Genomic DNA, 26,519 nt, shown 5'->3' with positions numbered 1-26,519 from the left:
ATATCCGGTAAAGCGAATATGATGGCTGCTGTTTCGGCATGTGCCCTAACGTTCCATGCGTGTCGGCATAACGGAGATGAGAGGATGGAGGTGGATATGATGATCCAGGCAACGGAAATAGCCGGAGGGCAGTCGCAGCGCTTTCGCGATGCGCTGAAATTTGCTGACCTTCCAGCAGACGATATTGATCTTCCAGGCCGAACCTTTTTTGAGTTCACACAGGATAGTGAGACGGTCGCATGGGGAGGTTTCGAAACGCATGGTACGGACGGGTTGCTGCGTTCCCTGGTCGTAGTCTCGACATACAGATCGAAAGGGGTCGGTGTCACGGTGCTTAAGATCATTGAAGCGAAAGCCGCCGAGCAGGGAATCGCTCGATTTCATTTGCTGACAACAACTGCTTCAGGCTTTTTTGAACAACAGGGCTATGCAGTAAATCAACGAGATTCTGCGCCGCCTCTGATTTCTCAGACGGAGCAGTTCAGGGGGCTTTGCCCTGGATCGGCTTGCTACATGTGCAAGGCCTTATCTGCGAATGCACGAAAGTAGCTGATCACCTTGATGATGGCTTTTAGCCTCGATGCCAGCTAGATTTGGAGCTTTCTACGATCAAGGAAGGATATGAAAAAGCTCATCGCAGTAATGGGGATCTGTGTCGCACTAGGCGGTTGCGCTACGTCCCACTACACCGCAGGACGAGACTTTCCGTCAGCCAGTGTAGCGAGCATCACCAAAGGCAAAACCACCACTTCAGAACTGAAGTCGCTATTTGGCGAGCCCTACGCCAAGAGCGCCGTCAGCGAGACTGACGAGAAGTGGATCTACACCTACACCAACGGCTCAGCCCATGCTCAAAGCTACGTGGTCACTATGAAGGTGACGACTACGGGCACTCAGAAAACGCTCGACGTCTTGATCCGAAATGACGTGGTCATCAACTACACGTTCAGCGAAGGCCCCGCTCCAGGCAGTACCACTGCGACGAACTAAGTTCGCCACCTTGCCATTGGGCGCCCCACCGCGCTCAGTACGTTGTTGATGGAGCAAGCTCATGGACAGAACATATGCCTTCGTGGATGAGTCCGGGAATTCCGACCTAGATACGTCGAAAGCTGGAAGCTCGGACTTCTTCATCGTGTGCTCCATTCTAGTGGCAGAGAAAGACCTGGAGGCTGCTTATGCCCAAGCTGAAGCGCTCCGCAAGCGGCATTTTCAAACAGGCGAGATCAAATCTAGCAATCTGAAGCCCAAGGATTCAGATCGCCGCGCCCGGATCCTAAACGAGCTAGCCGAGCTGCCATTCAAGCTCTATTTCACCGTCGTTGATAAGTCCCGAATTCACAAAGACGGCGGCCTCCGTATCAAGACCTCGTTCATAAAATACGTGAACGGGTTGCTCTATGAACGCTTGTTCCGCGCATACCCTGACCTCCAGATGATCGTTGACGAGCATGGTGGCCAGGAATTTCAGGAGAGCCTCAAAAGCTACGTTGCAGAACGATTCGTGGACGACCTATTTGGCGATAAGGATGCCTTCCAGACGATGGCCAGTAAGGACAACGTTTTGGTTCAGGTTGCAGATTTCTTCGCTGGCTCAGTCGCTCAGATCTACGAAGAGAAAGCTTCGGAAGAAGCTGTTCTTGCCTACAAGAAAATCCTCCGCAGCCTGACTCTTGGAATGCTTGAGTGGCCATCCAAGTACCAGTCTCTTCTGCCGCCGCCGACGGATGAATCTGGGTATGCAGACTACCAGGTACACCAAGAAGCTCTCCGCCAGGCCGACCGCTTTAGCGAGCGCGTTGGTAAGCACCCCGATGAAGATGAGCGACTGCAGCTAAGCATCTTGAGGTTCTTGAGATTCCAGAGCGAATTCGTCACCAAGGATTACGTGCTGACTACGGAGATCATGGCCCATCTAAAAGATAGCGGACTGGGAGAGGTCAACGGCCAGAGAGTCCGCTCCAGTGGCATTGCCAAACTCCGCGATGCGGACGTCATCATCACAAGTGCGGCGAAGGGTTACAAAATCCCCCAGACACGTGCGGACATCAACGACTTCCTAGAGCGGGCATCCGGCATCGTCGTCCCTCTTCTCGACCGCGTTAAAAAAGCGCGCGATGTGTATCGGCTGAGCAGTCGAGGAGAATATGACATCGTCACTGCCAACCTTGCTGAGCTAGCCAAGCTGCTCGCTGCGCTCGAGGCTTTTGCAGATGACTGAACTCAGTCATGGCAACGAACCTCAGCAGGCTGCACTGATCCAGGATGAAATCCTAGAGATCTGAAAGAAGCCAAGGTGCTCGCGCGTAGATTCTATCGCCTGACCGGCAAGCCGCTGGGCGTGACAGGCGAGGTCGCAGAGTACGAAGCTGCTACTAGACTCGGCATGTTACTACATCCTGCAAGGCAGGCAGGTTACGACGCTACAGAGACGCTGGAAGATGGCATCGCGAGAATCCAGATCAAGGGCCGCTGTATCCTGAACCCGCTAAAGATTACGGGCCGTATGGGCGCAATTGATCTCACCACGGCAGACGATCTCTTTGCCGATGCTGAAAGGCAGGGAATGGCCCCGACCAGAACCATGAGGTTCGACTTGATTCTGACCCCTGCTCAATTAAGCCAGTCTAGACACGCCGAAGCTTCGACATGATGACTATGGCCCGCGCATCACTATCTGAGATAAGGCTTTATTATCATATGACTGCTCGGGCTACACCCGGCCACACGGGAAACGGCAGCTCATTCACTTTCTTGTCCTCAACCAAAAATGCCAAGCTGTAGCGAGCACGGGTGATTGCAACGTAGAGCTTGTTCCGGGACTCTCCGGTCTTATCCTTATCAAACGCCTTGCCGTCTCCCGCCAAAAACTTAAGATGGTTTTCCGCAGGGATCACAAGCACACGGTCAAACCCTAGTCCTTTGCAAGAACCGAAATTATAACAAACGAGGTTTGGCGGCAGGTAACCGGCACCCGTTCGGGCGTTCCACCGAAGCACGCTCGGGTGAAATGCGGATATGTAGTCATCAACTTGAGATTGCCTGACAACGAAGCTGCCGAGGTGATCAGACATCTCGGCTGGAACGTCTTTCACTGCAGAGATTGTTTTCTCGTAAACCCCAGGATTGATCGTATCGGATAGATCGCAAATTTCTTGGATACATCGCTGATTGGTGGGCATGGTCTTTTCCACGAAACCCAGCTGACCAACGAAATAATCGATCTTTTCTTGAGACGTCAACGGTGCCTTGTGCCCAAATGTCGTGCTGTAGATCGTCTGCCGGAAATCGCCTACACACCAGATCCCATCAGGCATTATCTTATTGAGCGACTTGATAACCTCATAGTCCCAGCCGACCAGATCCTGCACCTCATCGAAATAAACCTTTTGATAAATACTAGATAGCCGAGTGGCGGGTGCATTTTTGGATCGTTTTCCTACGAGAGCGACCAGTTTAGCGAGGTAGCCTGAATAAGCCATAGTCTTACAAGGAGTCAAATAATGCAGGGGGTTGACCGCCCCTCCAGTGAGTTTTTCGGCTCTCCCTTTGATGTATACAGGCCTCCCCTTTACGAAAACACCTGGGAGGTGATGGGGGTTATTTTCAGTGAAGAAATGGGCAGCAATTCGACTTGGGAAAACCACGCTCTGGTAAGGCCGGATCATGTCTTCCAAGTAGAATGAAAACAGCCCTTTTACGACGAAATCCTCACTGTTTTTCCCGTCGTTGAGTTCAACAAAACGCGCTCGTAATTCTGCTTGATTATTGGTGGTGTAGGTGACGACGAGAACCCGCCCACCAGCCTTAACGATGTCCACGGCATCGCTGATAATCTTATGCGTCTTACCCGAACCTGCCCCCGCTATCCATAGCTCATTCGCCAAAATCGAGCACCTCATCCAAAAATACTGGATATTTGAAATCAAGGTCGCCATCAAACAATCGGATAGCTGAGTCTACCTTGCGTGTTCCCTTTCCATTGCCCTTCACACTTCTGAACCACTCGATCAAAAACTCTCTTCGGTCATCCAAGGAAGCCTCGGCCCCATAAAGTTTATATGTCTGAGCCGATAGAATTTCCTTCGCGAAAGCAGCTAGAGACGCCTGATCAACTGAATTTGCATATATCATCGCCGGTTCTAGTGAGAACTCCAGGTCGTTTTTTGACGAGAAGATTTTTACGTTTGCATAGTCCTTGTACTCCGCCTGAGCAGGCACGACGTTCTGGAAGTAGTCCTTGTCGTTGTCTCTAAGTACGTGAATGCGAGTACCAATCTCCTTTCCAACCTCGATAAAGGTTTTGAAGCCCACACCTCTTACAACAATAATGTCGATCCCATCTTTCTCCGGAAGATGGTGATATTTACGCAGGTAGATTTTTTTCAGCACAAGCTCGTCAGAAGGCCCCTCAACCAAGATGACTTTTCTAGACAGTGCTACCCGCAGCGTGTCGTATCCAGGTAGACGCTTCAGCGTCTTTACAACATCAGGATCTAGAGTATGTAGCCTCTTGTAGCCAGACTGCACAAGGCAGATTTTGTCGATACTTAACTTATTCAGCACGTAGGAGCTGTGCGTAGTGAGGAACAGCTGCTTGGAACGACGCTGAGTTTCAATATAGTGCACAAGTTTGTTCAGGTTGGTATGTGACAGATGATTTTCCGGTTCCTCCATCATCACCAAATCAATGTCATGGGCTTTGTTCTGGATAGCGAGTTTGATCTGCACATTGCTCTGCTCACCCTTTCCAATAAAGTGAAAGGGAACATCATTTACCTCAAGCTGCAGGCCGGTTTGGATGGATCCCACGGGTAAGGTACTGGCAGCTATAGACAGCTTGCTATCAGTTATCAGATGGCCTGCATCAAGATTTGCATTAACCGCCATCACCTCGCCTGAGGTGTTGAATACTTGAAGGTTCTCGCGATAATTGAGCGTCAGCTTAACAAGCTCCTCCTTTTCTAGAGCTGTATTGAGGATATTGGAAATGTACTGATTCTTGCCTAACGTGGGGTGAATTCGAGTCGGGTCGATGTAAAGCGCCTTGAATTTTTTAGCAATTGGCTTTATGGGATTCCATCCAAAATCTAGCCATTCGACCTTGTAAAATTCAACGGGAATGCTTGTGAAAGACGGCTTGGCTTGTCGGCGAAGTTCATAGACTTCGGCAAGTGCAGGATCGAAACAAGCCTGCACCAAAACACCCTGAGCATCGGCTTGGTGGCTGTTATTCGAACCTCGGTACTCTGGCACCCCCTCAATGTAGGCCTCAATGATTAGCTTGGGCAGATGCTGGGCGCTTAGATCGGTATCCAAAAACTGCGTGACTGCTTCTTGGTTAAATAGATCAGGAGAAAACTCGCCACTGAAGGGGCGACCACGGTGACTAAAGTTAAGCACGATCTCAAGCGCTTCGAGAATCGTACTTTTGCCGGCATTGTTGTCGCCAACAAAAATATTCACGTCATCGTTGAATTCGAGATGATCGTCCCGGAATTTTTTGAAATTGATGAGTTTGATCGACTTAACATGCACCCTAAATCCCTCAAGATAACTATCCATAATGGCGCTTCGCCCAAGCAAGCAGACGGTACATCGCGAGGTTGATACTGTCCATATCAAGTATTTGAAGGCAAAAGATGGCGAGACAGGAGCTTAGGGGCATCGAATAAAGGGATATGTCAGAGACAGAGGTGGCACAGATGGATTTGTCCAGGCGCACTCCCTATCGGATAGAGCCTTGTCTTTCTAAAGGTGAAAAAAAGCCAGCCGGCAAAGGCTATGTCCACTCGGTGAGATTTGGCGGGGGATCACCTAACACTTCAAATGAACGACTTGGCGGGAATTAAGCAAAATGCCGGAGTTTGATCGCAAAGTCCTGGAGGTGCTGCGTGAGCCGCTGGAATCCGGGCATATCGTGATTTCCCGCGCCCGCGACCGAGTGAGTTTCCCGGCGCGTTTCCAGTTGGTGGCGGCGATGAATCCCTGCCCTTGCGGCTATGTGGGCGAGCCGAGCGGCCGTTGCCGCTGCACGCCGGAGCAAATCCAGCGCTATCGCAACAAACTCTCCGGGCCGCTGCTGGACCGGATTGACCTGCACGTGACTGTCGCCCGGGAAAGCACGGCGCTGAACCCGGGCAAACAGTCCGGCGATGACACCGCCAGCGCGTCCGTGCTCGTCGCCGAGGCACGGGAGCGTCAGCAACGGCGCCAGGGCTGCGCCAATGCCTTTCTCGACCTGCCGGGGCTACGCCAGCACTGCAAATTGGTGAAGGCCGATGAAGGCTGGCTGGAGAGCGCCTGCGAACGGCTGACGCTGTCGTTGCGGGCGGCGCATCGCCTGCTCAAGGTCGCCCGCACCCTGGCCGACCTGGAACAGGTGGATGCCATCGCCCGCCATCATCTGGCGGAAGCCTTGCAGTACCGGCCTGCCAGCGCTTCCTAGGCAACCCCAGGAGCACCGCGCGGCGCAACCAGGTGCTGGGCTGTCGGACCGAGGCTTGAGGCGTCGGATCGGCCGTCATCGCGGGCAAGCCCGGCTCCCACAGTGGACCGCGTACTTCAGAACAACACGGTCAACTGTGGGAGCGGGCTTGCCCGCGATGGGGCCCGAACAGTCAATCAACGAAACCGGTCAACCTCATGCCGCAAGCCCGCCGCCAGGGTTTCCAGTTCCTTGGCGGTGATCGCCAGGTTCGACACCACTTCACGCTGCTCGCTGTTGGCCAGGGCAATGCTCTGCAGGTTGCTGCTCAGCAAGGTCGCCGTGCTGCTCTGCTCCTGGGTGGCAGTGGTAATCGCCGCAAACTGCTGGCCGGCCGAGCGACTTTGCTCGTCGATCCGCGCCAGGGCCGATGCCACGTCAGCGTTGCGGGCCAGGCCTTCCTGCATCAGCACGTTGCCTTGCTCCATGGTGCTGATGGCGTTGCCGGTTTCCTGCTGGATGCTCTGGATCATCCCGGAGATCTCGTCCGTGGCCTGACGGGTGCGCGACGCGAGGTTGCGCACTTCATCCGCCACCACCGCAAACCCGCGCCCTTGCTCACCAGCCCGTGCAGCTTCGATGGCGGCGTTGAGCGCCAGCAGGTTGGTCTGTTCGGCAATCGCGGTGATCACACCGACGATCCCGCCGATCTCCTGGGAGCGCTGGCCCAGGGTGTTGATCACCGTGGCCGTGCTGTTCAGTGCAGTGGCGATGTGTTCCAGGGACGACGACGCCTCTTGCATCGAGGTGCGGCCGATCTTGGTTTGTTGGGCGTTGTCTTGGGCCAGGCGTTCGGTATTGCCCATGTTGTCGGCGATGTTCAGCGAGGTGGCGCTGAACTCTTCCACCGCGCCGGCCATGCTGGTGATTTCGCCGGACTGTTGCTCCATGCCTTCATACGCACCGCCAGACAAACCCGACAGCGCCTGGGCGCGGCTGTTCACGTCTTCAGCGGCCTTGCGGATGTGCGACACCATGGTCGACAGCGCTTCGCCCATCTGGTTGAAACTGCGGGCCAACTGGCCGATTTCGTCATGACTGGAAACGTTCAGGCGCGCACTCAAATCACCAGCGCCCAGGGCTTCGGCCTGACGCACCAGGTCGCCCAACGGCTGCAACTTGCTGCGCAGCAGCCAGACCGCAGCGCCCACCGCCAGCAACATCGCGAGCAAGCTGCCGATCACCAGGCGAATGCCCACCGACCAGGTCACCGCACGAATTTCGGCTTTCGGCATGCTCGCCACCACCGACCACGGGCCGCCTTCAAACGGCACCGCGACGCTGTAGAAGTCTTCGTTCTTGTCGCTCCAGAAGCGGCCTTTGCCGGGTTTGGCGGCCAGGTCGAGCATCACCGGGATCGCCTGGTCGAGCGCCTGCACACCCGCCGGCGGCACCAGCCAGTGTTTCTGTTCATCCAGCAGCGCCAGGGAGCCGGTCTGGCCGATGCGGAAGCGCTTGAGGTTGTCGAACTGGGCGTTCTGCGCATCGGTGTAGTCGAAGCCGACAAACAGCACCGCAATCACTTTGCCGCTGGCGTCACGCACCGGGCTGTATTGGGTCATGTAGGAGCGATCAAACAACACCGCGCGGCCGACGTAGCCCTGCCCACCGAGCAAACGCTGATAGGCCGGGTGTTGGTGATCCAGCGCCGTACCGATGGCGCGGCTGCCGTCCTGTTTGGTCAGGGAGGTGCTGACGCGGATAAAGTCCTCGCCACTGCGTACGAACAAGGTCGCCACGCCGCCGGACATCTGCTTGAACTCGTCGACTTCAGCGAAGTTGTTGTTCAGCACTTCCTCGCCCAGGTACAGGCCCGGGGTCTGCACGCCCGCCACCGTCACCGGTTGGTCGGGGCGCATGCTCAAGCCGGCGCTGAAGCGCTTTTCAAACAGCCCGCTCAAACGCTGGGTACTTTCGCGCAGGGTGCTGTGGAAGGTATTGAGTTGGTCGGCCAGCAACCGGGCCTCGCTGGCCAGGTGTTCCTCGCGGGTGTCGAGGTTGGCGGAGTCCAGCGAACGCAAGGCGAACACCGTGCTGCCGCTGATGACGACCGCCAGTATCACGGCGAGGGCAAGCCCCAGTTGGGAGGCGATCCGGGCGCGAGGTTGAGACATGAAGGCTCCTGGCCGAGGCCAGGATCATCCTGATCTCATAGCGCTGCTCGGCAAAATTCTAATAGGGGAAACGTTGTAGAACGCTAGTTCCAACAACCCTACTTCGGCGGGCAAGCTCAATACTTGAGCAATTCGCAGGGGTATCACGCAAACGATTGCTCCGAGGCGCGCAAACACCTCAATCGAGGCGCTCCACCCGGGGCAATTCCATCGCCTGCACCTCGCCCTGGAGAAAGTCCGCCAAGCGTCGCAAACGCTCGCCTCCGGGCCGGGTTTTCGGCCACACCAAGTAGTAATTTTCCCCACTGGCCACGGCGGTGGGCCATGGCAGGCTCAAGCGGCCCTGGGCGACGTCTTCGGCCACCATCAGCAAGTCGCCCATGGATACGCCGTACCCTCGGGCGGCGGCGATCATGCCCAACTCCAAGGTGTCGAACACCTGCCCGCCCTTGAGCGAAACCTGGGATGACAGCCCCATGCGCTCGAGCCAGTAGCGCCAGTCGCGACGGTCGGGCGTCGGGTGCAGTAATTCGGCAGTGGCCAGCCGCGTGACATCCCAGGGGCCGTCGCTCAACAGGTTCGGCGCGCCCACCGGAATCAGCAACTCGGGGAACAGGTAGCTCGCCTCCCAGTCCGGCGGAAAATGGCCATTGCTCAGCAACACCGCGCAATCAAACGGCTCCTGGTTGAAGTCCACTTCATCGATGCTCATCCAGGCGCTGGTCAGTTGCACTTCATTGCCCGGCTGCAAGTGCCGGAAGCGACTGAGGCGCGCCAGCAACCAGCGCATGGTCAGGGTGGACGGGGCCTTCATGCGCAGGATGTCGTCTTCCGCATTCAACGTATGGCAGGCGCGCTCCAAGGCCGCAAAGCCTTCGCGCACGCCCGGCAGCAGCAGGCGCGCCGCCTCGGTGAGCTGCAAGGTGCGGCCGCTGCGCTGGAACAGGCGGCAGGCGAAATGCTCCTCCAGGGTACGAATGTGCCGGCTCACCGCACTTTGGGTGATCGACAACTCTTCTGCCGCGCGGGTGAACGAGTTGTAGCGGGACGCGGCTTCAAAGGCGCGCAAGGCGTAAAGAGGAGGAAGACGACGAGACATGGCGAAAGCTCCGACGGCGCAATATCGAAACCCTACCAGAATTATTCAGGCATGAGTTTTAATCATGCTAACCATCGGATTTATCCCTTTGTGCAAAGCGCTGTGAGCACCGAGAATCAACCCTTCCACCCTTCCCTGACTTTTTGAGCGTGATGATCATGCAGCATCCGGCACGTACCGAACTCTGGGCCATTCTGCGGCTGTCAGGGCCGCTGATTGCCTCACAGTTGGCCCACATGCTGATGGTGCTGACCGACACCCTGATGATGGCCCGCCTGAGCCCCGAGGCCCTGGCCGGCGGCGGCCTGGGGGCGGCGAGCTATTCGTTCGTGTCGATTTTCTGCATCGGCGTGATCGCAGCCGTGGGCACCCTGGTCGCGATCCGCCAGGGCGCGGGCGACATCGAAGGCGCCACCCGGCTGACCCAGGCCGGGCTTTGGCTGGCCTGGTTGATGGCGCTGGTGGCCGGTTTGCTGCTGTGGAACCTCAAGCCGGTGCTGCTGATGTTCGGCCAGACCGAAACCAACGTCGCCTCAGCCGGCCAGTTCCTGACCATCCTGCCGTTCGCCCTGCCCGGCTACCTGACGTTCATGGCCCTGCGCGGCTTCACCAGCGCCATCGGCAAGGCCACGCCAGTGATGGTCATCAGCCTGGGCGGCACGGTGATCAACTACCTGCTCAACCATGCGCTGATCGAAGGCATGTTCGGCCTGCCGAAACTCGGGCTGGTGGGCATCGGCCTGGTCACGGCCATCGTCGCCAACTGCATGGCCCTGGCGCTGATCTGGTACATCAAATACAACCGCGCCTACGACGCCTATCCGCTGCGCAAGGGCCTGCTGCGGCCCAACCTGCACTACCTGCGGGAACTGTGGCGCCTGGGCCTGCCGATTGGCGGCACCTATGCGGTGGAAGTCGGGCTGTTTGCCTTCGCGGCGCTGTGCATGGGCACTATGGGCAGCACGCAACTGGCTGCGCACCAGATTGCCCTGCAGATTGTGTCGGTGGCGTTCATGGTGCCTGCAGGCATGTCCTACGCGATCACCATGCGCATCGGCCAGCATTACGGCGCCGGGAACCTGCTGGAAGCACGGCTCGCCGGGCGGGTCGGTATCGGCTTTGGCGCGCTGGTGATGCTGGGCTTTGCAGCGGTGCTGTGGCTGTTTTCGCACCAATTGATCAGCTTGTTCCTCGACCAGAACGACCCGGCCTTTCGCGACGTGATCAACCTCGCCGTCAGCCTGCTGGCAGTGGCCGCGTGGTTTGAGCTGTTCGACGGTGTGCAGACTATCGCCATGGGCTGCATTCGCGGGCTCAAGGACGCCAAGACCACGTTCCTGGTCGGGCTGGGTTGCTACTGGCTGATCGGCGCACCGGCCGCGTGGCTGATGGCGTTTAACCTCGGCTGGGGGCCGACGGGCGTGTGGTGGGGCCTGGCCCTGGGCCTGGCGTGCGCGGCAGTCAGCCTGACCTGGGCGTTTGAACGGAAGATGAAGCGGATGATTCGCCAGGAACCCGAAACCCTCCGCGGCTTTCAAGCCGCACAGCCTGAGTAACGACTGTACTCGGTCAGTGCAGGAGTTGGCTTATGTGGGAGCCGGGATTGCCCGCGATGCAGGCACCTCGGTCGGCCAGACACATCGCGGTGATGCTATCGCAGGCAAGCCAGCTCCCACAAAAGCGGGCTCCCACAGTTTGATCGGGTTTACACGGTCAGATCACGCCGCCTACCAACTGCTGGCTGTCACCAAAGGTCAGGTAGTCCACCAGTTCCGCCAACGGCAGCGGCTTGCTGATCAGGTAACCCTGGGCCTGATCACAGCCGAACAACCGCAGCAACGCCAGTTGTTCCGCGGTTTCCACACCCTCGGCCACCACTTCCAGGTTCAGGTTGTGGGCCAGGTTGATCATGGCGTGGACCAGCTTGCGGTTCTCTTCGCGTTCTTCCATGCCGCCGACAAAGCTCTTGTCGATCTTGAGCAAGGCAATCGGCAGGCTGTTGAGGTGCACGAACGACGAAAAGCCGGTGCCGAAGTCATCCAGGGAAAAGCGCACGCCCAGCCGGCCGAGGGCGTCCATGGTCTGCTTGACCAGGTCGCTGCGGCGCATCACGGCGGTTTCCGTCAGTTCAAACTCCAGCCACTGGGCTTCCACGCCACGCTCGGCAATCAGCCGGCTGAGGGTGCTGAGCAATTGGCTGTCCTGGAACTGGCGGAACGACAGGTTGACCGCCATGTGCAGCGGCGCAATCCCGCGTTCGCGCAGGTCTTGCATGTCGCGCAGGGCCCGGGAAATCACCCAGTAGCCCAGCGGCACGATCAAGCCGCTTTGCTCGGCCAGCGGTACGAACTCGCTCGGCGGCAACAGGCCGCGCTCACCGTGGCGCCAACGCACCAGCGCCTCGAGGCCGACGATATGCCCGTCGTCGAGGTCCAGCCGGGGTTGGTAATGCAGCTCCAGTTCGTCACGGCGCAACGCGCGGCGCAGTTCGCTTTCAAGGTCGGCGAGGCTGCGGGCATTGCGGTTGATGCGTTCGTTGAAGATATGAAAGGTGCAGCCCTGGGTGCTCTTGGCTTGCTGCATGGCAATGTGGGCGTGCCACATCAGCGGGTCGGCGCCGGCCTTGGCGCGGGCATGGGCCACGCCGAGGCTGCAGCCGATCAGCAGGCTTTCGCCATCGACCCAATACGGTTCGGCCATGGCTTCGACGATGCGCTCGGCCATCCATTCGGCGCGCTGGGGCGCACGGCGGGTGTCGATCAGCAGGGCGAACTCATCGCTGCCCAGGCGCGCCAGTTGGTCGCCGGCCTCCAGCTGGCTCTTGAGCCGCGAGACCACTTGCAGGATCAGCCGGTCGCCGGCCTGGTGGCCGAGGGCGTCGTTGGCGTGGCGGAAGTTGTCCAGGTCGAGGTGACCGAGGGCGACGCCACGGCCGTCGTTTTCCGCCAACCGGGCGGTCAACAGGGTCTGGAAACCCTGGCGGTTGGCGATACCGGTCAGTGGGTCTTGCTCGGCCAAGCGTTGCAGGGTGTTTTCCAATACACCGCGCTCGCGCACATGCCGCAGGCAACGGCGCAATGTATCCACATCCAATGCATTCAGCACCAGCCAGTCGCTGACGCCGAGGGGCGAAACCAAAGGTTCCTCTTCCAACAGCAATACCGTTGGCAAGCTGCAACGACCGGGGCCGGGCTGAAGGTTGGCCGTGGTCAGCAACACCGCACTGTGATCGTCGTCGAACAGATTGCTCACAGACTCCCAGTTGGGTGCGCTGATCAACACGGCACCGATGCCCATCGGCGCCAGGCACTCGCGCAATAACGCTGCCCACGCTGGCTCATCGGCCAGTAGCAGCAAACGCAAGGGTTCGACAGGCGTAGACAAGCTAGCTCCCTAGACTCTGCAAAATTTCGTTGGCGGCGGGCATTATGACGTGCGACCCGATAATGACCAATGATAGGGCTTATCAAATACGCACTGCGCAGCTCTAGACCGAACAATAGTCCGAAATACCCTGCACATCCTGCGGCAAAGTAACAAAACCGGCAAATTTAGATCGAGTGGTACGTCACACTGTCGTTCAGAGGCAGCAGAATCTTGCCAGCCTGTTAAAATGCCCGCCCTTTTGATCAATGACTTCCTGAATTTCGTATGTCCCGACTCAATCCCCGGCAGCAAGAAGCCGTGAACTACGTCGGCGGCCCTCTATTGGTGCTCGCCGGTGCCGGTTCCGGCAAGACCAGCGTGATCACCCGCAAGATCGCGCACCTGATCCAGAGCTGCGGCATCCGTGCCCAGTACATCGTCGCCATGACCTTTACCAACAAGGCGGCGCGGGAAATGAAAGAGCGCGTCGGCACCCTGCTCAAGGGTGGCGAAGGCCGTGGCCTCACCGTGTGTACCTTCCACAACCTGGGGCTGAACATCATCCGCAAGGAGCACGTGCGGCTGGGCTACAAGCCGGGCTTCTCGATCTTTGACGAGACTGACGTCAAGGCGCTGATGACCGACATCATGCAGAAGGAATACGCGGGCGACGACGGCGTCGACGAGATCAAGAACATGATCGGCTCGTGGAAAAACGACCTGATCCTGCCCGCCGAAGCCCTGGAAGCCGCGCGCAACCCCAAGGAACAGACCGCCGCCATCGTCTACACCCACTACCAGCGCACGCTCAAGGCGTTCAACGCGGTGGACTTCGACGACCTGATCCTGCTGCCGGTAAAGCTGTTCCAGGAACACGCCGACATCCTCGAAAAGTGGCAGAACAAAGTCCGCTACCTGCTGGTGGACGAATACCAGGACACCAACGCCAGCCAATACCTGCTGGTGAAGTTGCTGATCGGCAAGCGCAACCAGTTCACCGTGGTGGGCGACGACGACCAGTCGATCTACGCCTGGCGCGGCGCCCGCCCGGAAAACCTGATGCTGCTCAAGGACGATTACCCGTCCCTGAAAGTGGTGATGCTGGAGCAGAACTACCGCTCCACCAGCCGCATCCTGCGTTGCGCCAACGTGCTGATCTCCAACAACCCCCACGAGTTTGAAAAACAGCTGTGGAGCGAGATGGGCCATGGCGACGAGATCCGTGTGATCCGCTGCCGCAACGAAGACGCCGAAGCCGAGCGCGTGGCCGTCGAACTGCTCACGCTGCACCTGCGCACCGACCGGCCCTACAGCGATTTCGCGATCCTGTACCGCGGCAACTACCAGGCCAAGCTGATCGAGTTGAAGCTGCAGCACCACCAGATCCCTTATCGTCTGTCAGGCGGCAACAGCTTTTTCGGACGCCAGGAAGTGAAGGACCTGATGGCCTACTTCCGGCTGATCGTGAACCCGGACGACGACAACGCCTTCCTGCGGGTGATCAACGTCCCACGCCGGGAAATCGGTTCGACTACCCTGGAAAAGCTCGGCAACTACGCCACCGAACGCAAGATCTCGATGTACGCAGCCACCGACGAAATCGGCCTGGGCGAACACCTGGACACCCGCTTCACCGATCGCCTGGCGCGCTTCAAGCGTTTCATGGACAAGGTGCGCGAGCAGTGCGCCGGCGAAGATCCCATCAGCGCCCTGCGCAGCATGGTCATGGACATCGACTACGAGAACTGGCTGCGCACCAACAGCTCCAGCGACAAGGCCGCCGATTACCGCATGGGCAACGTGTGGTTCCTGATCGAGGCGTTGAAAAACACCCTGGAGAAGGACGAAGAAGGCGAGATGACCGTCGAGGACGCCATCGGCAAGCTGGTGTTGCGCGACATGCTTGAACGCCAGCAGGAAGAGGAAGACGGCGCCGAAGGCGTGCAGATGATGACCTTGCATGCGTCCAAGGGCCTGGAATTCCCCTACGTGTTCATCATGGGCATGGAAGAGGAAATCCTCCCGCACCGCTCCAGCATCGAAGCCGACACCATCGAGGAAGAACGGCGCCTGGCCTACGTGGGCATTACCCGCGCGCGTCAGACATTGGCCTTCACCTTTGCCGCCAAGCGCAAGCAATACGGCGAAATCATCGATTGTGCCCCCAGCCGGTTCCTCGACGAACTGCCGCCGGACGACCTGGCGTGGGAAGGCAACGACGACACACCCACCGAAGTCAAAGCCGTTCGCGGCAACACCGCCTTGGCGGATATACGCGCGATGTTAAAGCGCTAGAATCGACTACTTTTTAATCTACTTTCGGCGCGTGTTGCGCCAACAGAGGAAGCTTTCCGTGGAAGCACTGCACAAAAAAATTCGCGAACAGGGCATCGTGCTTTCCGATCAGGTACTCAAGGTCGATGCCTTTCTGAACCACCAGATCGACCCGGCGCTGATGAAACTGATCGGCGACGAATTCGCTGCGTTGTTCAAGGATTCGGGGATCACCAAGATCGTCACCATCGAAGCCTCGGGCATTGCGCCAGCGATCATGACCGGCCTGAACCTGGGCGTGCCGGTGATTTTCGCCCGCAAGCAGCAGTCCCTGACCCTGACTGAAAACCTGCTGTCGGCCACGGTGTATTCCTTCACCAAGAAAACCGAAAGCACCGTGGCGATTTCCCCGCGCCACCTGACCAGCAGCGACCGCGTGCTGATCATCGATGACTTCCTGGCCAATGGTAAGGCGTCCCAGGCGCTGATCTCGATCATCAAGCAGGCCGGCGCGACCGTGGCGGGTTTGGGGATTGTGATCGAGAAGTCGTTCCAGGGCGGCCGTGCGGAGCTGGATGCGCAGGGTTACCGGGTTGAGTCGCTGGCGCGGGTGCAGTCGTTGGCGGGTGGGGTCGTGACCTTCATCGAGTAATCGATAACGCCTCAAATGCTGGGGTGAGCACAGTTCAAAATGTGGGAGCTGGCTTGCCTGCGATGCAGGCACCTCGGTACTTCATTCATACCGAGTTGATGCTATCGCAGGCAAGCCAGCTCCCACAAAAGCCAGCTCCCACATTTGATTTGTGGTGTTTGTTAGTGCGCGGTGGCCTGTAGGCCGGCGAGCAGCAGCCGCTGGTACAGGTCCTCTTTCAACCCCTCCGGCTTATCCAACCGCATCCGCACCAAGTGCTCGGGAAACGCCTCCGGCTCCGGTGCATCCAGCGCCGCCTTGCCCAGCTCCAGAATCTCCGTCAGCTTGAATTTGCTCTTGAGCCAGTTCAACGCCCGCAACAAATCCCGCTCTTCCTCGGTGAAATCACTACCCAGCGGATACTCCGGGAACAACCGTGGATGCCGCGCCTGAATCCCCTGCAAACGCTCCGGCGTGTTGTCGGCAAAACGCGGATCCAGCTGGAAATCCTTCGGCAACTTTCCGGCTTTTTGCGCCTGTTCGATCAAGTCGTCCTGGAAGCGCGAGTCGGTGATGTTCAGCAGCCTTTCAATCACCTTGGCATCGGTCTGCCCACGCAAATCCGCGATCCCGTATTCGGTGATGACGATGTCTCGCAGGTGCCGGGGAATGGTGCAGTGGCCGTACTCCCAGACGATATTGGAGCTGACCTCGCCGCCTGATTCGCGCCAGCTGCGCAGGATCAGGATCGAACGCGCGCCTTCCAGCGCATGGCCCTGGGCAACAAAGTTGTATTGGCCGCCCACGCCGCTGAGCACGCGACCGTCTTCCAACTGGTCGGCCACGCCCGCGCCCATCAGGGTCACGGTAAACGCACTGTTGATAAACCGCGCATCCAGGCGCTGCAAACGCTTGAGTTCTTCCTGCCCGTACAGCTCGTTGATGTAGCTGATGCGGGTCATGTTGAATTCCAGGCGCTTGCTCTGGGGCAAGTCCCGCAGGCGCTCGTAGAAACTGCGCGGCCCGAGGAAGAAGCCGCCGTGCACCGAGATCCCGTCGGTCTGCGCCGCTTCGTCCAGAGTGCCGGCGTTGGCCCGCTCCTGGGTCGCCACGTCCGGGTACACCTTGCGCCGCACAATCCCGGCATCGGCCAGCACCAGTAGGCCGTTGACGAACATTTCACTGCAACCGTACAGGCCACGGGCAAAGGGCGCGACGCCGCCTTCATGGCTGATCAGCGGCGCCCATTGGTACACATCCAGGTCGGTCAACAGCAGGCGATACGCCTCATTGTCTGCCTGGCGCGCCAGCAAGGCGGCGGTCAGTGCGTCGCCCATGGAACCGATGCCGATCTGCAAGGTGCCGCCGTCGCGCACCAGGGTGCTGGCGTGCAAACCGATAAAGTGATCCTGGAAACCCACCGGCATGTTCGGGGTGGAAAACAGCGTGGTGCTGTCCTTTTCGTCGATCAGGAAGTCGAATGCGTCCATGCCCAACTCGGCATCGCCGGGCATGTAGGGCAAATCACTGTGAACCTGGCCCACCACCAGAATGGTCTCACCGGCCTCGCGGCGCTTGGCGATCATCGGCAACAGGTCGAGGGTGATGTCGGGGTTGCAGCTCAGGCTCAGGCGGTCCGGGTGTTCGGCGCTGCTGGCAACCAGTTGCGCGACAAGGTTCAGGCCGGCAGCGTTGATATCACGGGCGGCGTGGCTGTAGTTGCTGCTGACGTAATCCTGCTGGGCCGAAAGGCTGTGGAGCAAACTGCCGGGCTGCATGAAGAACTGCTGCACGCGGATATTGGGCGGCAGGTTGTCCTTGCGCAGGGCGGCGAGGAAATCCAGCTCGGGATAATCACCAAAAACCCGTTCGATAAAGGGTTCCAGAAAGCGCTTCTGCAAACCATCGCCCAAGGTCGGGCGACCCAGGGCCAGTGCGGTATAGAGGGTCAGCGCCCGGTCCGGCAGCTTGGCGATGCGCCGGTACAGCGCATTGACGAACAGGTTGGGTTTGCCCAGGCCCAGGGGCATGCCCATGTGAATATGCGCCGGCAACCGTGCCAGTACGTCGTCGACCGCTTGCTCGATTGAACACAACTGCACCATCCAACTTCTCCCGAACATTCCATGAATTGGGGTTGGACCGAGCTTGCCGGGTCTTTGCTGCAAAGAACAGCCTCAAAAGGCAAATCGCAGGCACAAAAAAGCCGCTGGTCAGCGGCTTTTTTGGCGAAGATCGGTTTATTTCAGACCCGACATCTTCTCGATCGCGCCTTTGAGCTCGGCATCCGAGCAATCGGCACAGGTGCCTTTTGGCGGCATGGCGTTCAGGCCGGTGATGGCCTTGGCCAGCAGGCCGTCGAGACCGCCCTGGTGGTCTGCGCGGTCTTTCCAGGCGGCAGTGTCGCCGATTTTCGGTGCGCCCAACAGGCCGGTACCGTGGCAAGCGTTGCAGTGTTTGGCGATCACGTCATCCGGCGATTTCGCGCCACCGCCGCCGCCCGCGGCCACGGCGACTTCCATCCCCTTGCACTCTTGCCCCTGGACACACACCTGGCCGACAGGCTCCAGGCGTTTGGCAATTTCATCATTGGTCGCAGCTTGAGCGCTGACAGCCCATAGGGCCAGTACGGTTGCTGGTGCAGCCAGCATTTTCATAATTAGGTTCACGCGTTCACCCTCAATGGTGGCTATTCACGCCTGCGGCCACGGTTTCGCAGGCGGCGAAAGTATAACGGTTAGCCCGCCCCGCCGAAACAACCCTATTAACCAAGGGGAGATTCAGCATGGCGGAATGCTGCTACGGGAGTCTCTGCGACGTAGGCAGGACGCCTCTTTTCTTAAAAGTTCGCGGGTGTGGCTGCGCTGATTAGTCGCGCCGGCACTTCGAACGGATTGCGAAAACGATGCGGCTTGGTGCTTTCAAAGTAGTAGCTATCGCCGGCTTCGAGCACAAAAGTTTCAAGGCCCACTACCAGCTCCAGGCGACCTTCCACCAGGATCCCGGTTTCCTCGCCCTCATGGGTGAGCATCTCTTCGCCGGTATCAGCACCTGGCGGGTAGATCTCGTTGAGGAACGCAATCGCCCGGCTCGGATGCGCGCGGCCCACCAGTTTCATGGTGACGGCGCCGTCGGAGATGTCGATCAGCTCATTGGCTTTATAGACGATCTGGGTCGGTTTTTCCTGGAGGATCTCCTCGGAAAAGAACTCCACCATCGACATGGGGATGCCGCCCAGCACCTTGCGCAAGGAGCTGATGGAGGGGCTGACACTGTTTTTTTCGATCATCGAAATGGTGCTGTTGGTGACGCCCGCGCGCTTGGCAAGCTCACGCTGGGAAAGACCTTTCAGTTTACGGATGGATTGCAGTCGTTCGCCGACGTCCAATGCAGGAGCCTCCTAGGATTCAGGCGTTGTTGTAATTGAGCGTTATCATGGCGACAGCGTTCAGTATTTACAACACTTTGGCCTAAATCCCGGGATCTGCCATTCGTGGGTGCCGCTCAAGCGCCGGAATAGAGCCGTGGCACCCGGCGCAGGTTGCAGAAGATCTGGTAGGGAATGGTGTCGGCGGCGGTGGCGACGTCACTGGCGAGGATGTTTTTGCCCCACAATTCGACGGTGGAGCCGAGCCCGGCCTGGGGCACGTCCGTCAGGTCGATACACAGCATGTCCATCGACACCCGGCCCAGCAACTGGCTGCGCTGGCCGGCCACCAGCACTGGCGTGCCGGTCGGGGCGTGACGCGGGTAGCCATCGGCGTAACCCATGGCAACCACGCCGATGCGCATTGGCTTCGGGGTGATGAACTTCGCGCCGTAACCCACCGGCTCGCCGGCCGGCAGTTCACGTACGCAGATGACTTTCGATTCCAGGGTCATCACCGGCTGCAAACGCGCGGCGATGGCCTGGTCTTCGCCAAACGGCGTGGCGCCGTAGAGCATGATGCCCGGGCGTACCCAGTCGCTGGAAACGTTCGGCCAGCCCAGCACGGATGGCGAATTGCGCAGGCTGACCTGAGCCGACAAGCCCTGGCGCGCCGCTTCAAACACCGCCACTTGTTCGTCGCTGCTGGTGCTGTCCAGCTCGTCGGCACGGGCGAAGTGGCTCATCAGCACGATCTTCGCGACCTTGCCGCTGGCCAGCAGGCGCTGGTAGGCGTCGTGATAATCCTTGGGATGCAAGCCAACACGGTGCATGCCGGAATCGAGCTTGAGCCAGACGGTCAGCGGTTTGCTGAGGGGCGCCTGTTCAATCGCGTCCAGTTGCCACAGCGAATGCACCACGCACCACAAATCATGCTCGATGATCAGCGGCAGTTCGTCGGCTTCGAAAAACCCTTCGAGCAACAGCACCGGCCCGCGAATCCCGGCGGCCCGCAGTTCCAGCGCTTCCTCGATGCACGCCACCGCAAACCCGTCCGCCTCGGCTTCCAGCGCCTGGGCAACACGCACGGCACCATGACCGTAGGCATCTGCCTTGATCACGGCGAGGGCTTTCGCTCCGGCCGTGACTTCACGGGCCAGTTGGTAGTTATGGCGCAGGGCTTGGAGGTCGATCAGGGCACGGGCAGGACGCATGGCGGCGGGCTTCTAGGCGGCAGTGGGAAGAAAAAACCGGTACCCGCTGACAACGCAGGCACCGGGAGAGGATTTTTTGCTTAAGGCAGAGCGGCCACGACCGACAGCTCAACCAGGATTTCCGGTTCGCAGAGTTTCGCTTCAACCGTGGCACGGGCCGGCGCGACGCCTTTGGGCAGCCACTTGTCCCATACCGCGTTCATCCCGGCGAAGTCCGCGTCGATGTCTTTCAGGTAGATGGTCACCGACAGCAACTTGCTCTTGTCGGTACCGGCCAGGTCCAGCAAACGCTCGATATTGACCAGGGTTTCGCGGGTCTGCTGTTCAATCCCGGCGCTCATGTCGTCGCCGACTTGCCCCGCCAGATACACGGTACCGCTGTGGACAACGATCTGGCTCATGCGCTCATTGGTGAGCTGGCGCTGGATTGACATGTTTTGCGGACTCCTGGTGGTTGCCGTAACGGGAAATATCGAGGCCTTCGGCACTGATCTGCGGCGTTTTCTTCGCCATCAGGTCGGCCAGCAAGCGGCCAGAGCCACAGGCCATGGTCCAGCCGAGGGTGCCGTGGCCGGTGTTCAGGAACAGGTTTTTGAACGGGGTGGCCCCCACGATCGGCGTGCCGTCCGGGGTGGTCGGGCGCAGGCCGGTCCAGAAACTGGCCTGGCTCAAATCACCGCCCTGAGGATAAAGGTCGTTGACGATCATCTCCAGGGTTTCCCGCCGGCGCGGGTTCAGCGACAGGTCAAAACCGGCTATTTCAGCCATGCCACCGACGCGGATGCGGTTGTCGAAACGGGTGATTGCGACCTTGTAGGTCTCATCGAGAATGGTCGAGGTCGGGGCCATCGCCGCATTGGTGATCGGCACGGTCATCGAGTAACCCTTGAGCGGGTACACCGGCGCCTTGATCCCCAGCGGCTTGAGCAGTTTCGGCGAGTAGCTGCCGAGGGCCAGCACGTAGCGGTCGGCGGTTTCCAGCTTGCCGTCTATCCACACGCCGTTGATGCGGTCACCGGCGTAGTCCAGGCGCTGGATATCTTGCTCGAAGCGGAATTCGACACCCAGTTGCTTGCACATGTCGGCAAGGCGGGTGGTAAACATCTGACAGTCGCCGGTCTGGTCGTTCGGCAGGCGCAGGGCACCGGCGAGGATATCGGTGACGCTGGCCAGCGCCGGTTCGACGCGGGCAATGCCGGCGCGGTCCAGCAGCTCGTAGGGCACGCCAGACTCTTTCAGTACCGCGATGTCTTTGGCAGCACCATCCAGCTGGGCCTGGGTGCGGAACAGCTGGGTAGTCCCCAGGGTGCGACCTTCGTAGGCGATACCGGTTTCAGCGCGCAGTTCGTCAATGCAGTCACGGCTGTACTCGGACAGGCGCACCATGCGCTCCTTGTTCACCGCATACCGGCTGGCGGTGCAGTTGCGCAGCATCTGCGCCATCCACAGGTATTGGTCGATGTCGGCGGTGGCCTTGATCGCCAGAGGCGCGTGGCGCTCCAGCAGCCACTTGATGGCCTTGAGCGGCACCCCCGGCGCGGCCCATGGCGAGGCGTAGCCCGGCGAGATCTGCCCGGCGTTGGCAAAACTGGTCTCCATGGCCACGGCCGGTTGACGGTCGACCACGACCACTTCAAAACCAGCTCGTGCCAAATAGTAGGCACTGGCCACGCCAATGACACCGCTACCCAAGACCAGAACGCGCATTTTTATTCCCTCATCACGGCTTGACCGCTGACGTTTGTTGTTCAGCACAAAGATGTGGGCAGTATAAAAAGCAATCGCCAGTGCATTTCACTATATAACTGCCTATATTTGGCGACAATTCTCGGCAAAAACCCTTTTCACGGAGGAGCATCCCCTATGCGGACCAACACTCAGACCAAGCGGGAGCTGGACAAGATCGACCGCAACATCCTGCGCATCCTGCAGGCAGACGGGCGGATTTCGTTTACTGAGCTGGGGGAAAAGGTTGGCCTGTCGACCACGCCGTGCACCGAGCGGGTCCGGCGCCTGGAGCGCGAAGGGATCATCATGGGCTACAACGCCCGGCTCAATCCGCAGCATTTGAAGGGCAGTTTGCTGGTGTTTGTCGAGATCAGCCTCGACTACAAGTCTGGCGACACCTTTGAAGAATTCCGACGCGCCGTGCTGAAGCTGCCCCATGTACTGGAGTGTCACCTCGTATCCGGGGACTTCGACTATCTGGTGAAAGCGCGGATTTCAGAGATGGCGTCGTACCGCAAATTGCTCGGCGACATCCTGCTCAAGCTGCCCCATGTGCGGGAGTCCAAGAGCTATATCGTGATGGAAGAGGTGAAGGAGAGTTTGAACCTGCCGATCCCGGATTAAGCGCTAGACCAGCACTTGCCGCGTGCTCGCCATGTATTCGTGAATCTGCTTTTCCACTCTTGGATGGATCAACTCCACCGGCCGGCGGTCATTCGGGCAAGGCAAGGTCGGCGTGGTGCCGAACAGGCGGCAAATCAGCGGGCGCTCGTCGTACACCGTGCAGCCATTGGGGCCCAGGTGCACGCAGTTGAGTTCATCCATCGCCGCTTCCTGCTCGGCGGCGGTCTTGCGCGGCAGGCGCGACATTTCCTCAGTGGAAGTGGTCACCGGCCCACAGCAGTCATGGCAACCCGGGACGCACTCGAACGAGGGAATCTGGCGGCGCAGCGCGTTGACTTTCTGACTGTTGCAACTCATCGACACAGGGACCGAACGGCGAATAGGCGTGGATTCTGCCCTAAAAGCCCCCGGTGAGACAGCTTCGCCCGACCGCTGTATCCTGCGTCAAATTTTCCAAACAGGGATGCTCCCCATGACCGCCAGCGCCCGGCACGCCAATTCCTACTACGCAGCCAGCAGTTTCCCGCAGCCCGATTATCCGGTGCTGACAGGTGAAATCGTGGCCGATGTGTGCGTGGTCGGCGGCGGCTTTTCGGGGCTGAATACCGCTCTGGAACTGGCCGAGCGGGGCTTCAGCGTGGTCCTGCTGGAGGCCCGCAAAGTCGCCTGGGGCGCCAGCGGGCGCAACGGCGGGCAGTTGATTCGCGGCGTAGGCCATGGCCTGGATCAATTCACCAACGTCATCGGCACCGATGGCGTGCGCCAGATGAAACTTATGGGCCTGGAAGCCGTGGAAATCGTGCGCCAGCGAGTCGAGCGCTCGCAGATCGCCTGCGACCTGACCTGGGGCTACTGCGACCTGGCCAACAAGCCCCGCGACCTTGAACACCTGGCCGCCGACGCCGAAGAGCTGCAAGGCCTCGGCTATCGCCATGAAGTGCGCCTGCTGCAAGCCAGCGAGATGCGCAGCGTGATTGGCTCCAACCGCTATGTGGGCGGCATGATCGACATGGGTTCCGGCCACCTGCACCCGCTGAACCTGGCCCTCGGCGAGGCGGCTGCGGCACAGCAGTTGGGCGTGCAGTTGTTCGAGCATTCCGCGGCGGTGCGCATCGATTACGGCCCGGAGGTCAACGTGCATACCGCCCAAGGCAATGTGCGCGCCAAGACCCTGGTGCTGGGCTGCAACGCCTATCTGAACGGCCTCAACCCGCATTTGAGCGGCAAGGTGCTGCCTGCCGGCAGCTACATCATCGCCACCGAGCCGTTGAGCGAAGCACAGGCAGCCGAGTTGCTGCCGCAAAACATGGCGGTGTGTGACCAGCGGGTGACGGTGGACTACTTCCGGCTGTCAGCCGACCGACGCTTGCTGTTCGGCGGTGCCTGCCATTATTCCGGACGGGATCCGAAGGACATCGGCGCCTATATGCGTCCGAAAATGCTGCAGGTGTTCCCACAGCTGGCCAACGTGAACATTGATTACCAGTGGGGCGGCATGATCGGCATCGGTGCCAACCGCCTGCCGCAGATTGGCCGCCTGGCCGACCAGCCCAACGTATATTTCGCCCAGGCCTATGCCGGCCACGGCCTCAATGCCACACACCTGGCAGGCAGGCTGCTGGGAGAAGCTATCAGCGGCCAGCAAAGCGGGCGGTTTGATCTGTTTGCCAAGGTGCCGCACATCACCTTCCCGGGCGGCAAGCACTTGCGCTCGCCGCTGTTGGCCTTGGGAATGCTCTGGCACCGGTTGAAAGAGCTGGTCTGAATCAACCGCGCCAGAAGGGTTTCAACCCTTCCCGGCGTGCCTGTTCGGCGCTCAGGCCCACGTCACGCAGTTGCTCCGGGGTCAGTTCCAGCAAGGTCTTGCGCGTGTGTATGCGGTGCCAGAACAGCGCCCATGAACTGAATGCGGAGGCCGCGGTGCGCGCCACCATGCGCCGCTCCTGCCCGGCTTCCAGTTCCTGACTGTGTAACGCCAACCGCACATCGCTCAAACCACTCATTTTCCTGCCCCTCATTTACGCATTGCCATGAGTCCGTAGGATGAGCCGGTGGGCGAAACCATGACAGATTCAACCATCCAGTATTAAATCCATACAGAACCTGCCTATCTGCGGCTGAATCCTGTATTTTCAGGCTATCTGTACTGGTCACCAGGAAGTATCGCCATGACGCTATACGTCAACCTCGCCGAACTGTTGGGCACGCGCATCGAGCAGGGCTTCTATCGCCCGGGGGATCGATTGCCGTCGGTGCGGGCCTTGAGTGTGGAGCACGGGGTCAGCCTGAGCACCGTGCAGCAGGCCTATCGTGTGCTGGAAGACAATGGCCTGGCGATGCCCAAACCCAAGTCCGGCTACTTCGTGCCGGTAGGTCGCGACTTGCCGGCCCTGCCCGCCGTAGGCCGCCCGGCCCAGCGCCCGGTGGAGATTTCCCAGTGGGACCAGGTGCTGGAGCTGATCCGCGCAGTGCCACGCAAAGACACCATACAGTTGGGCCGTGGCATGCCGGATGTATTGTCGCCAACCATGAAACCCTTGCTGCGCAGCCTGGCGCGGATCAGTCGACGCCAGGACATGCCGGGGCTGTATTACGACACCATCCACGGCAACCTGGACCTGCGCGAACAGATTGCCCGCCAGATGCTCGATTCAGGCTGCCAACTGACGCCCCAGGACCTGGTGATCACCACCGGCTGCCACGAGGCGCTGTCCGCCAGCATCCACGCGATTTGCGAGCCCGGCGACATCGTTGCCGTCGACTCGCCAAGCTTCCACGGCGCCATGCAAACCCTGAAGGGCCTGGGCATGAAGGCCCTGGAAATCCCCACCGACCCGCTCACCGGCATCAGCCTGGACGCGCTGGAGCTGGCCCTGGAACAGTGGCCGATCAAGGTCATCCAGCTGACCCCCAACTGCAACAACCCGCTGGGCTACATCATGCCGGAGTCGCGTAAACGCGCTCTGCTGACCCTGGCCCAGCGTTTTGACGTGGCCATCATCGAAGACGATGTGTATGGAGAATTGGCCTACAGCTACCCGCGTCCACGCACCATAAAATCCTTCGACGAAGATGGCCGCGTCGTACTGTGCAGCTCCTTCTCGAAAACCCTGGCGCCCGGGCTGCGGATCGGCTGGGTTGCACCCGGTCGTTACCTGGAGCGCGTGCTACACATGAAATACATCAGCACCGGTTCTACCGCGACCCAGCCGCAGATCGCCATTGCCGAATTCCTCAAGAACGGGCACTTCGAACCGCATTTGCGGCGGATGCGTACCCAATACCAGCGTAATCGCGACTTGATGCTAGATTGGGTCAGCCGCTACTTCCCGGCGGGCACCCGTGCCAGCCGTCCCCAGGGCAGCTTCATGCTGTGGGTGGAGTTGCCCGAAGGCTTCGACACCTTGAAGCTCAACCGGGTATTGGTGGATGAAGGTGTACAGATTGCTGTGGGAAGCATCTTTTCCGCGTCCGGCAAGTACAGGAACTGCCTGCGCATGAACTACGCTGCCAAGCCAACGCCACAAATCGAAGAGGCTGTGCGCAAGGTCGGCGCAACCGCCATCAGGATGCTGGCCGAAACAGTGGACTGACCTTTCTCGGGAAATAGCCGTC

23 protein-coding genes and 1 pseudogene are annotated in these 26,519 nt (G+C 59.4%); 11 read left to right on the top strand and 13 right to left on the bottom strand.

The genetic code is table 11. The annotated features are described in order from the left end of the window. Positions 1-96: 96 nt before the first annotated feature. The 4 genes from arsN2 to HX875_RS32765 all read left to right on the top strand — a co-directional run bounded on the left by arsN2 (position 97) and on the right by HX875_RS32765 (position 2,653). A complete protein-coding gene (gene arsN2 / locus HX875_RS14880; RefSeq protein WP_226298246.1) occupies positions 97-549 on the top strand; it encodes an arsenic resistance N-acetyltransferase ArsN2 in 453 nt (150 codons plus the stop codon). A gap of 72 nt (positions 550-621) precedes the next feature. Then, positions 622-990, top strand: coding sequence for a hypothetical protein (locus HX875_RS14875; protein ID WP_177015388.1), 369 nt, complete (start codon positions 622-624; stop codon positions 988-990). A 61-nt stretch (positions 991-1,051) separates the two neighbouring features. Beyond that, entirely contained in the window at positions 1,052-2,221 is a 1,170-nt protein-coding gene (locus HX875_RS14870; protein ID WP_177015387.1) for a DUF3800 domain-containing protein, read from the top strand. 75 nt (positions 2,222-2,296) lie between these two features. Then, positions 2,297-2,653: a hypothetical protein gene (locus tag HX875_RS32765; RefSeq protein WP_226298247.1), complete on the top strand. Its 357-nt coding sequence runs from the start codon at positions 2,297-2,299 to the stop codon at positions 2,651-2,653. A 43-nt stretch (positions 2,654-2,696) separates the two neighbouring features. Here HX875_RS32765 and HX875_RS14860 read toward each other — a convergent pair whose 3' ends face one another. Both HX875_RS14860 and HX875_RS14855 read right to left on the bottom strand, forming a co-directional pair. Continuing rightward, on the bottom strand, positions 2,697-3,938 hold the full coding sequence (locus HX875_RS14860; RefSeq protein ID WP_317451555.1) for a UvrD-helicase domain-containing protein: 1,242 nt from the start codon (positions 3,936-3,938) through the stop codon (positions 2,697-2,699). After that, positions 3,877-5,538, bottom strand: a complete 1,662-nt coding sequence (locus HX875_RS14855) for an ATP-dependent nuclease (protein WP_177015413.1) — start codon at positions 5,536-5,538, stop codon at positions 3,877-3,879. Before HX875_RS14855 ends, HX875_RS14860 begins: the two co-directional genes overlap by 62 nt. 310 nt (positions 5,539-5,848) lie before the next feature. Between HX875_RS14855 and HX875_RS14850 the strand changes: the two are divergent. Next, a pseudogene (locus HX875_RS14850) lies at positions 5,849-6,448 on the top strand (ATP-binding protein); the annotation flags it as partial. Positions 6,449-6,624: 176 nt separating this feature from the next. On the opposite strand, the gene HX875_RS14845 reads toward HX875_RS14850, so the two are convergent. Then, positions 6,625-8,601, bottom strand: a complete 1,977-nt coding sequence (locus HX875_RS14845; protein ID WP_177043734.1) for a methyl-accepting chemotaxis protein — start codon at positions 8,599-8,601, stop codon at positions 6,625-6,627. 178 nt (positions 8,602-8,779) lie between these two features. Beyond that, a complete protein-coding gene (locus HX875_RS14840) occupies positions 8,780-9,700 on the bottom strand; it encodes a LysR substrate-binding domain-containing protein (RefSeq protein WP_177043733.1) in 921 nt (306 codons plus the stop codon). A gap of 152 nt (positions 9,701-9,852) precedes the next feature. Here HX875_RS14840 and HX875_RS14835 point away from each other — a divergent pair, with 152 nt between their 5' ends. Then, positions 9,853-11,256 (top strand): NorM family multidrug efflux MATE transporter, encoded by a 1,404-nt coding sequence (locus HX875_RS14835; protein ID WP_177043732.1) that lies wholly within the window; start codon positions 9,853-9,855, stop codon positions 11,254-11,256. Between the two features lie 157 nt (positions 11,257-11,413). On the opposite strand, the gene HX875_RS14830 is transcribed toward HX875_RS14835, so the two are convergent. Then, complete coding sequence (locus HX875_RS14830) at positions 11,414-13,084, bottom strand: putative bifunctional diguanylate cyclase/phosphodiesterase (RefSeq protein WP_177043731.1); 1,671 nt, start codon at positions 13,082-13,084, stop codon at positions 11,414-11,416. A 267-nt stretch (positions 13,085-13,351) separates the two neighbouring features. On the opposite strand from HX875_RS14830, the gene rep reads away from it, so the two are divergent. Continuing rightward, positions 13,352-15,361, top strand: coding sequence for a DNA helicase Rep (gene rep / locus HX875_RS14825; RefSeq protein ID WP_008439414.1), 2,010 nt, complete (start codon positions 13,352-13,354; stop codon positions 15,359-15,361). A gap of 58 nt (positions 15,362-15,419) precedes the next feature. Beyond that, positions 15,420-15,992, top strand: a complete 573-nt coding sequence (locus tag HX875_RS14820; protein ID WP_177043730.1) for a xanthine phosphoribosyltransferase — start codon at positions 15,420-15,422, stop codon at positions 15,990-15,992. A 161-nt stretch (positions 15,993-16,153) separates the two neighbouring features. On the opposite strand, the gene HX875_RS14815 is transcribed toward HX875_RS14820, so the two are convergent. The 6 genes from HX875_RS14815 to dadA form a co-directional block, all read right to left on the bottom strand. After that, a complete protein-coding gene (locus tag HX875_RS14815) occupies positions 16,154-18,076 on the bottom strand; it encodes an acetyl-CoA hydrolase/transferase family protein (protein WP_177043729.1) in 1,923 nt (640 codons plus the stop codon). 135 nt (positions 18,077-18,211) lie between these two features. After that, on the bottom strand, positions 18,212-18,628 hold the full coding sequence (locus HX875_RS14810) for a c-type cytochrome (RefSeq protein WP_003208757.1): 417 nt from the start codon (positions 18,626-18,628) through the stop codon (positions 18,212-18,214). Between the two features lie 182 nt (positions 18,629-18,810). Further along, on the bottom strand, positions 18,811-19,359 hold the full coding sequence (locus HX875_RS14805) for a cupin domain-containing protein (protein WP_003208755.1): 549 nt from the start codon (positions 19,357-19,359) through the stop codon (positions 18,811-18,813). 116 nt (positions 19,360-19,475) lie between these two features. Continuing rightward, on the bottom strand, positions 19,476-20,552 hold the full coding sequence (alr, locus tag HX875_RS14800) for an alanine racemase (protein ID WP_177043728.1): 1,077 nt from the start codon (positions 20,550-20,552) through the stop codon (positions 19,476-19,478). Between the two features lie 80 nt (positions 20,553-20,632). After that, entirely contained in the window at positions 20,633-20,986 is a 354-nt protein-coding gene (locus HX875_RS14795; protein ID WP_046034864.1) for a RidA family protein, read from the bottom strand. Next, entirely contained in the window at positions 20,958-22,259 is a 1,302-nt protein-coding gene (gene dadA / locus HX875_RS14790) for a D-amino acid dehydrogenase (RefSeq protein WP_063033857.1), read from the bottom strand. Before dadA ends, HX875_RS14795 begins: the two co-directional genes overlap by 29 nt. A gap of 156 nt (positions 22,260-22,415) precedes the next feature. On the opposite strand from dadA, the gene HX875_RS14785 reads away from it, so the two are divergent. Continuing rightward, positions 22,416-22,904, top strand: coding sequence for an Lrp/AsnC ligand binding domain-containing protein (locus HX875_RS14785; protein WP_003206849.1), 489 nt, complete (start codon positions 22,416-22,418; stop codon positions 22,902-22,904). A gap of 3 nt (positions 22,905-22,907) precedes the next feature. On the opposite strand, the gene HX875_RS14780 is transcribed toward HX875_RS14785, so the two are convergent. Next, positions 22,908-23,261: a YkgJ family cysteine cluster protein gene (locus HX875_RS14780; protein WP_177043727.1), complete on the bottom strand. Its 354-nt coding sequence runs from the start codon at positions 23,259-23,261 to the stop codon at positions 22,908-22,910. 115 nt (positions 23,262-23,376) lie between these two features. Between HX875_RS14780 and HX875_RS14775 the strand changes: the two genes are divergently transcribed. Beyond that, the gene (locus HX875_RS14775; protein ID WP_177043726.1) at positions 23,377-24,669 is read left to right on the top strand and encodes an NAD(P)/FAD-dependent oxidoreductase; all 1,293 of its coding nucleotides are present in this window, start codon (positions 23,377-23,379) and stop codon (positions 24,667-24,669) included. Between the two features lies 1 nt (position 24,670). Here the strand turns inward: HX875_RS14775 and HX875_RS14770 are convergent, their stop codons facing one another. Beyond that, positions 24,671-24,907: a DUF1127 domain-containing protein gene (locus HX875_RS14770; RefSeq protein ID WP_177043725.1), complete on the bottom strand. Its 237-nt coding sequence runs from the start codon at positions 24,905-24,907 to the stop codon at positions 24,671-24,673. Between the two features lie 165 nt (positions 24,908-25,072). Here HX875_RS14770 and HX875_RS14765 point away from each other — a divergent pair, with 165 nt between their 5' ends. Continuing rightward, positions 25,073-26,497 (top strand): aminotransferase-like domain-containing protein, encoded by a 1,425-nt coding sequence (locus tag HX875_RS14765; protein WP_177043724.1) that lies wholly within the window; start codon positions 25,073-25,075, stop codon positions 26,495-26,497. The last annotated feature ends 22 nt before the right edge of the window (positions 26,498-26,519 follow it).

This window comes from Pseudomonas yamanorum, assembly GCF_013386765.1.
Taxonomy (GTDB): domain Bacteria; phylum Pseudomonadota; class Gammaproteobacteria; order Pseudomonadales; family Pseudomonadaceae; genus Aquipseudomonas; species Aquipseudomonas yamanorum_A.
This window is presented reverse-complemented; position numbering and strand designations above follow the sequence as displayed.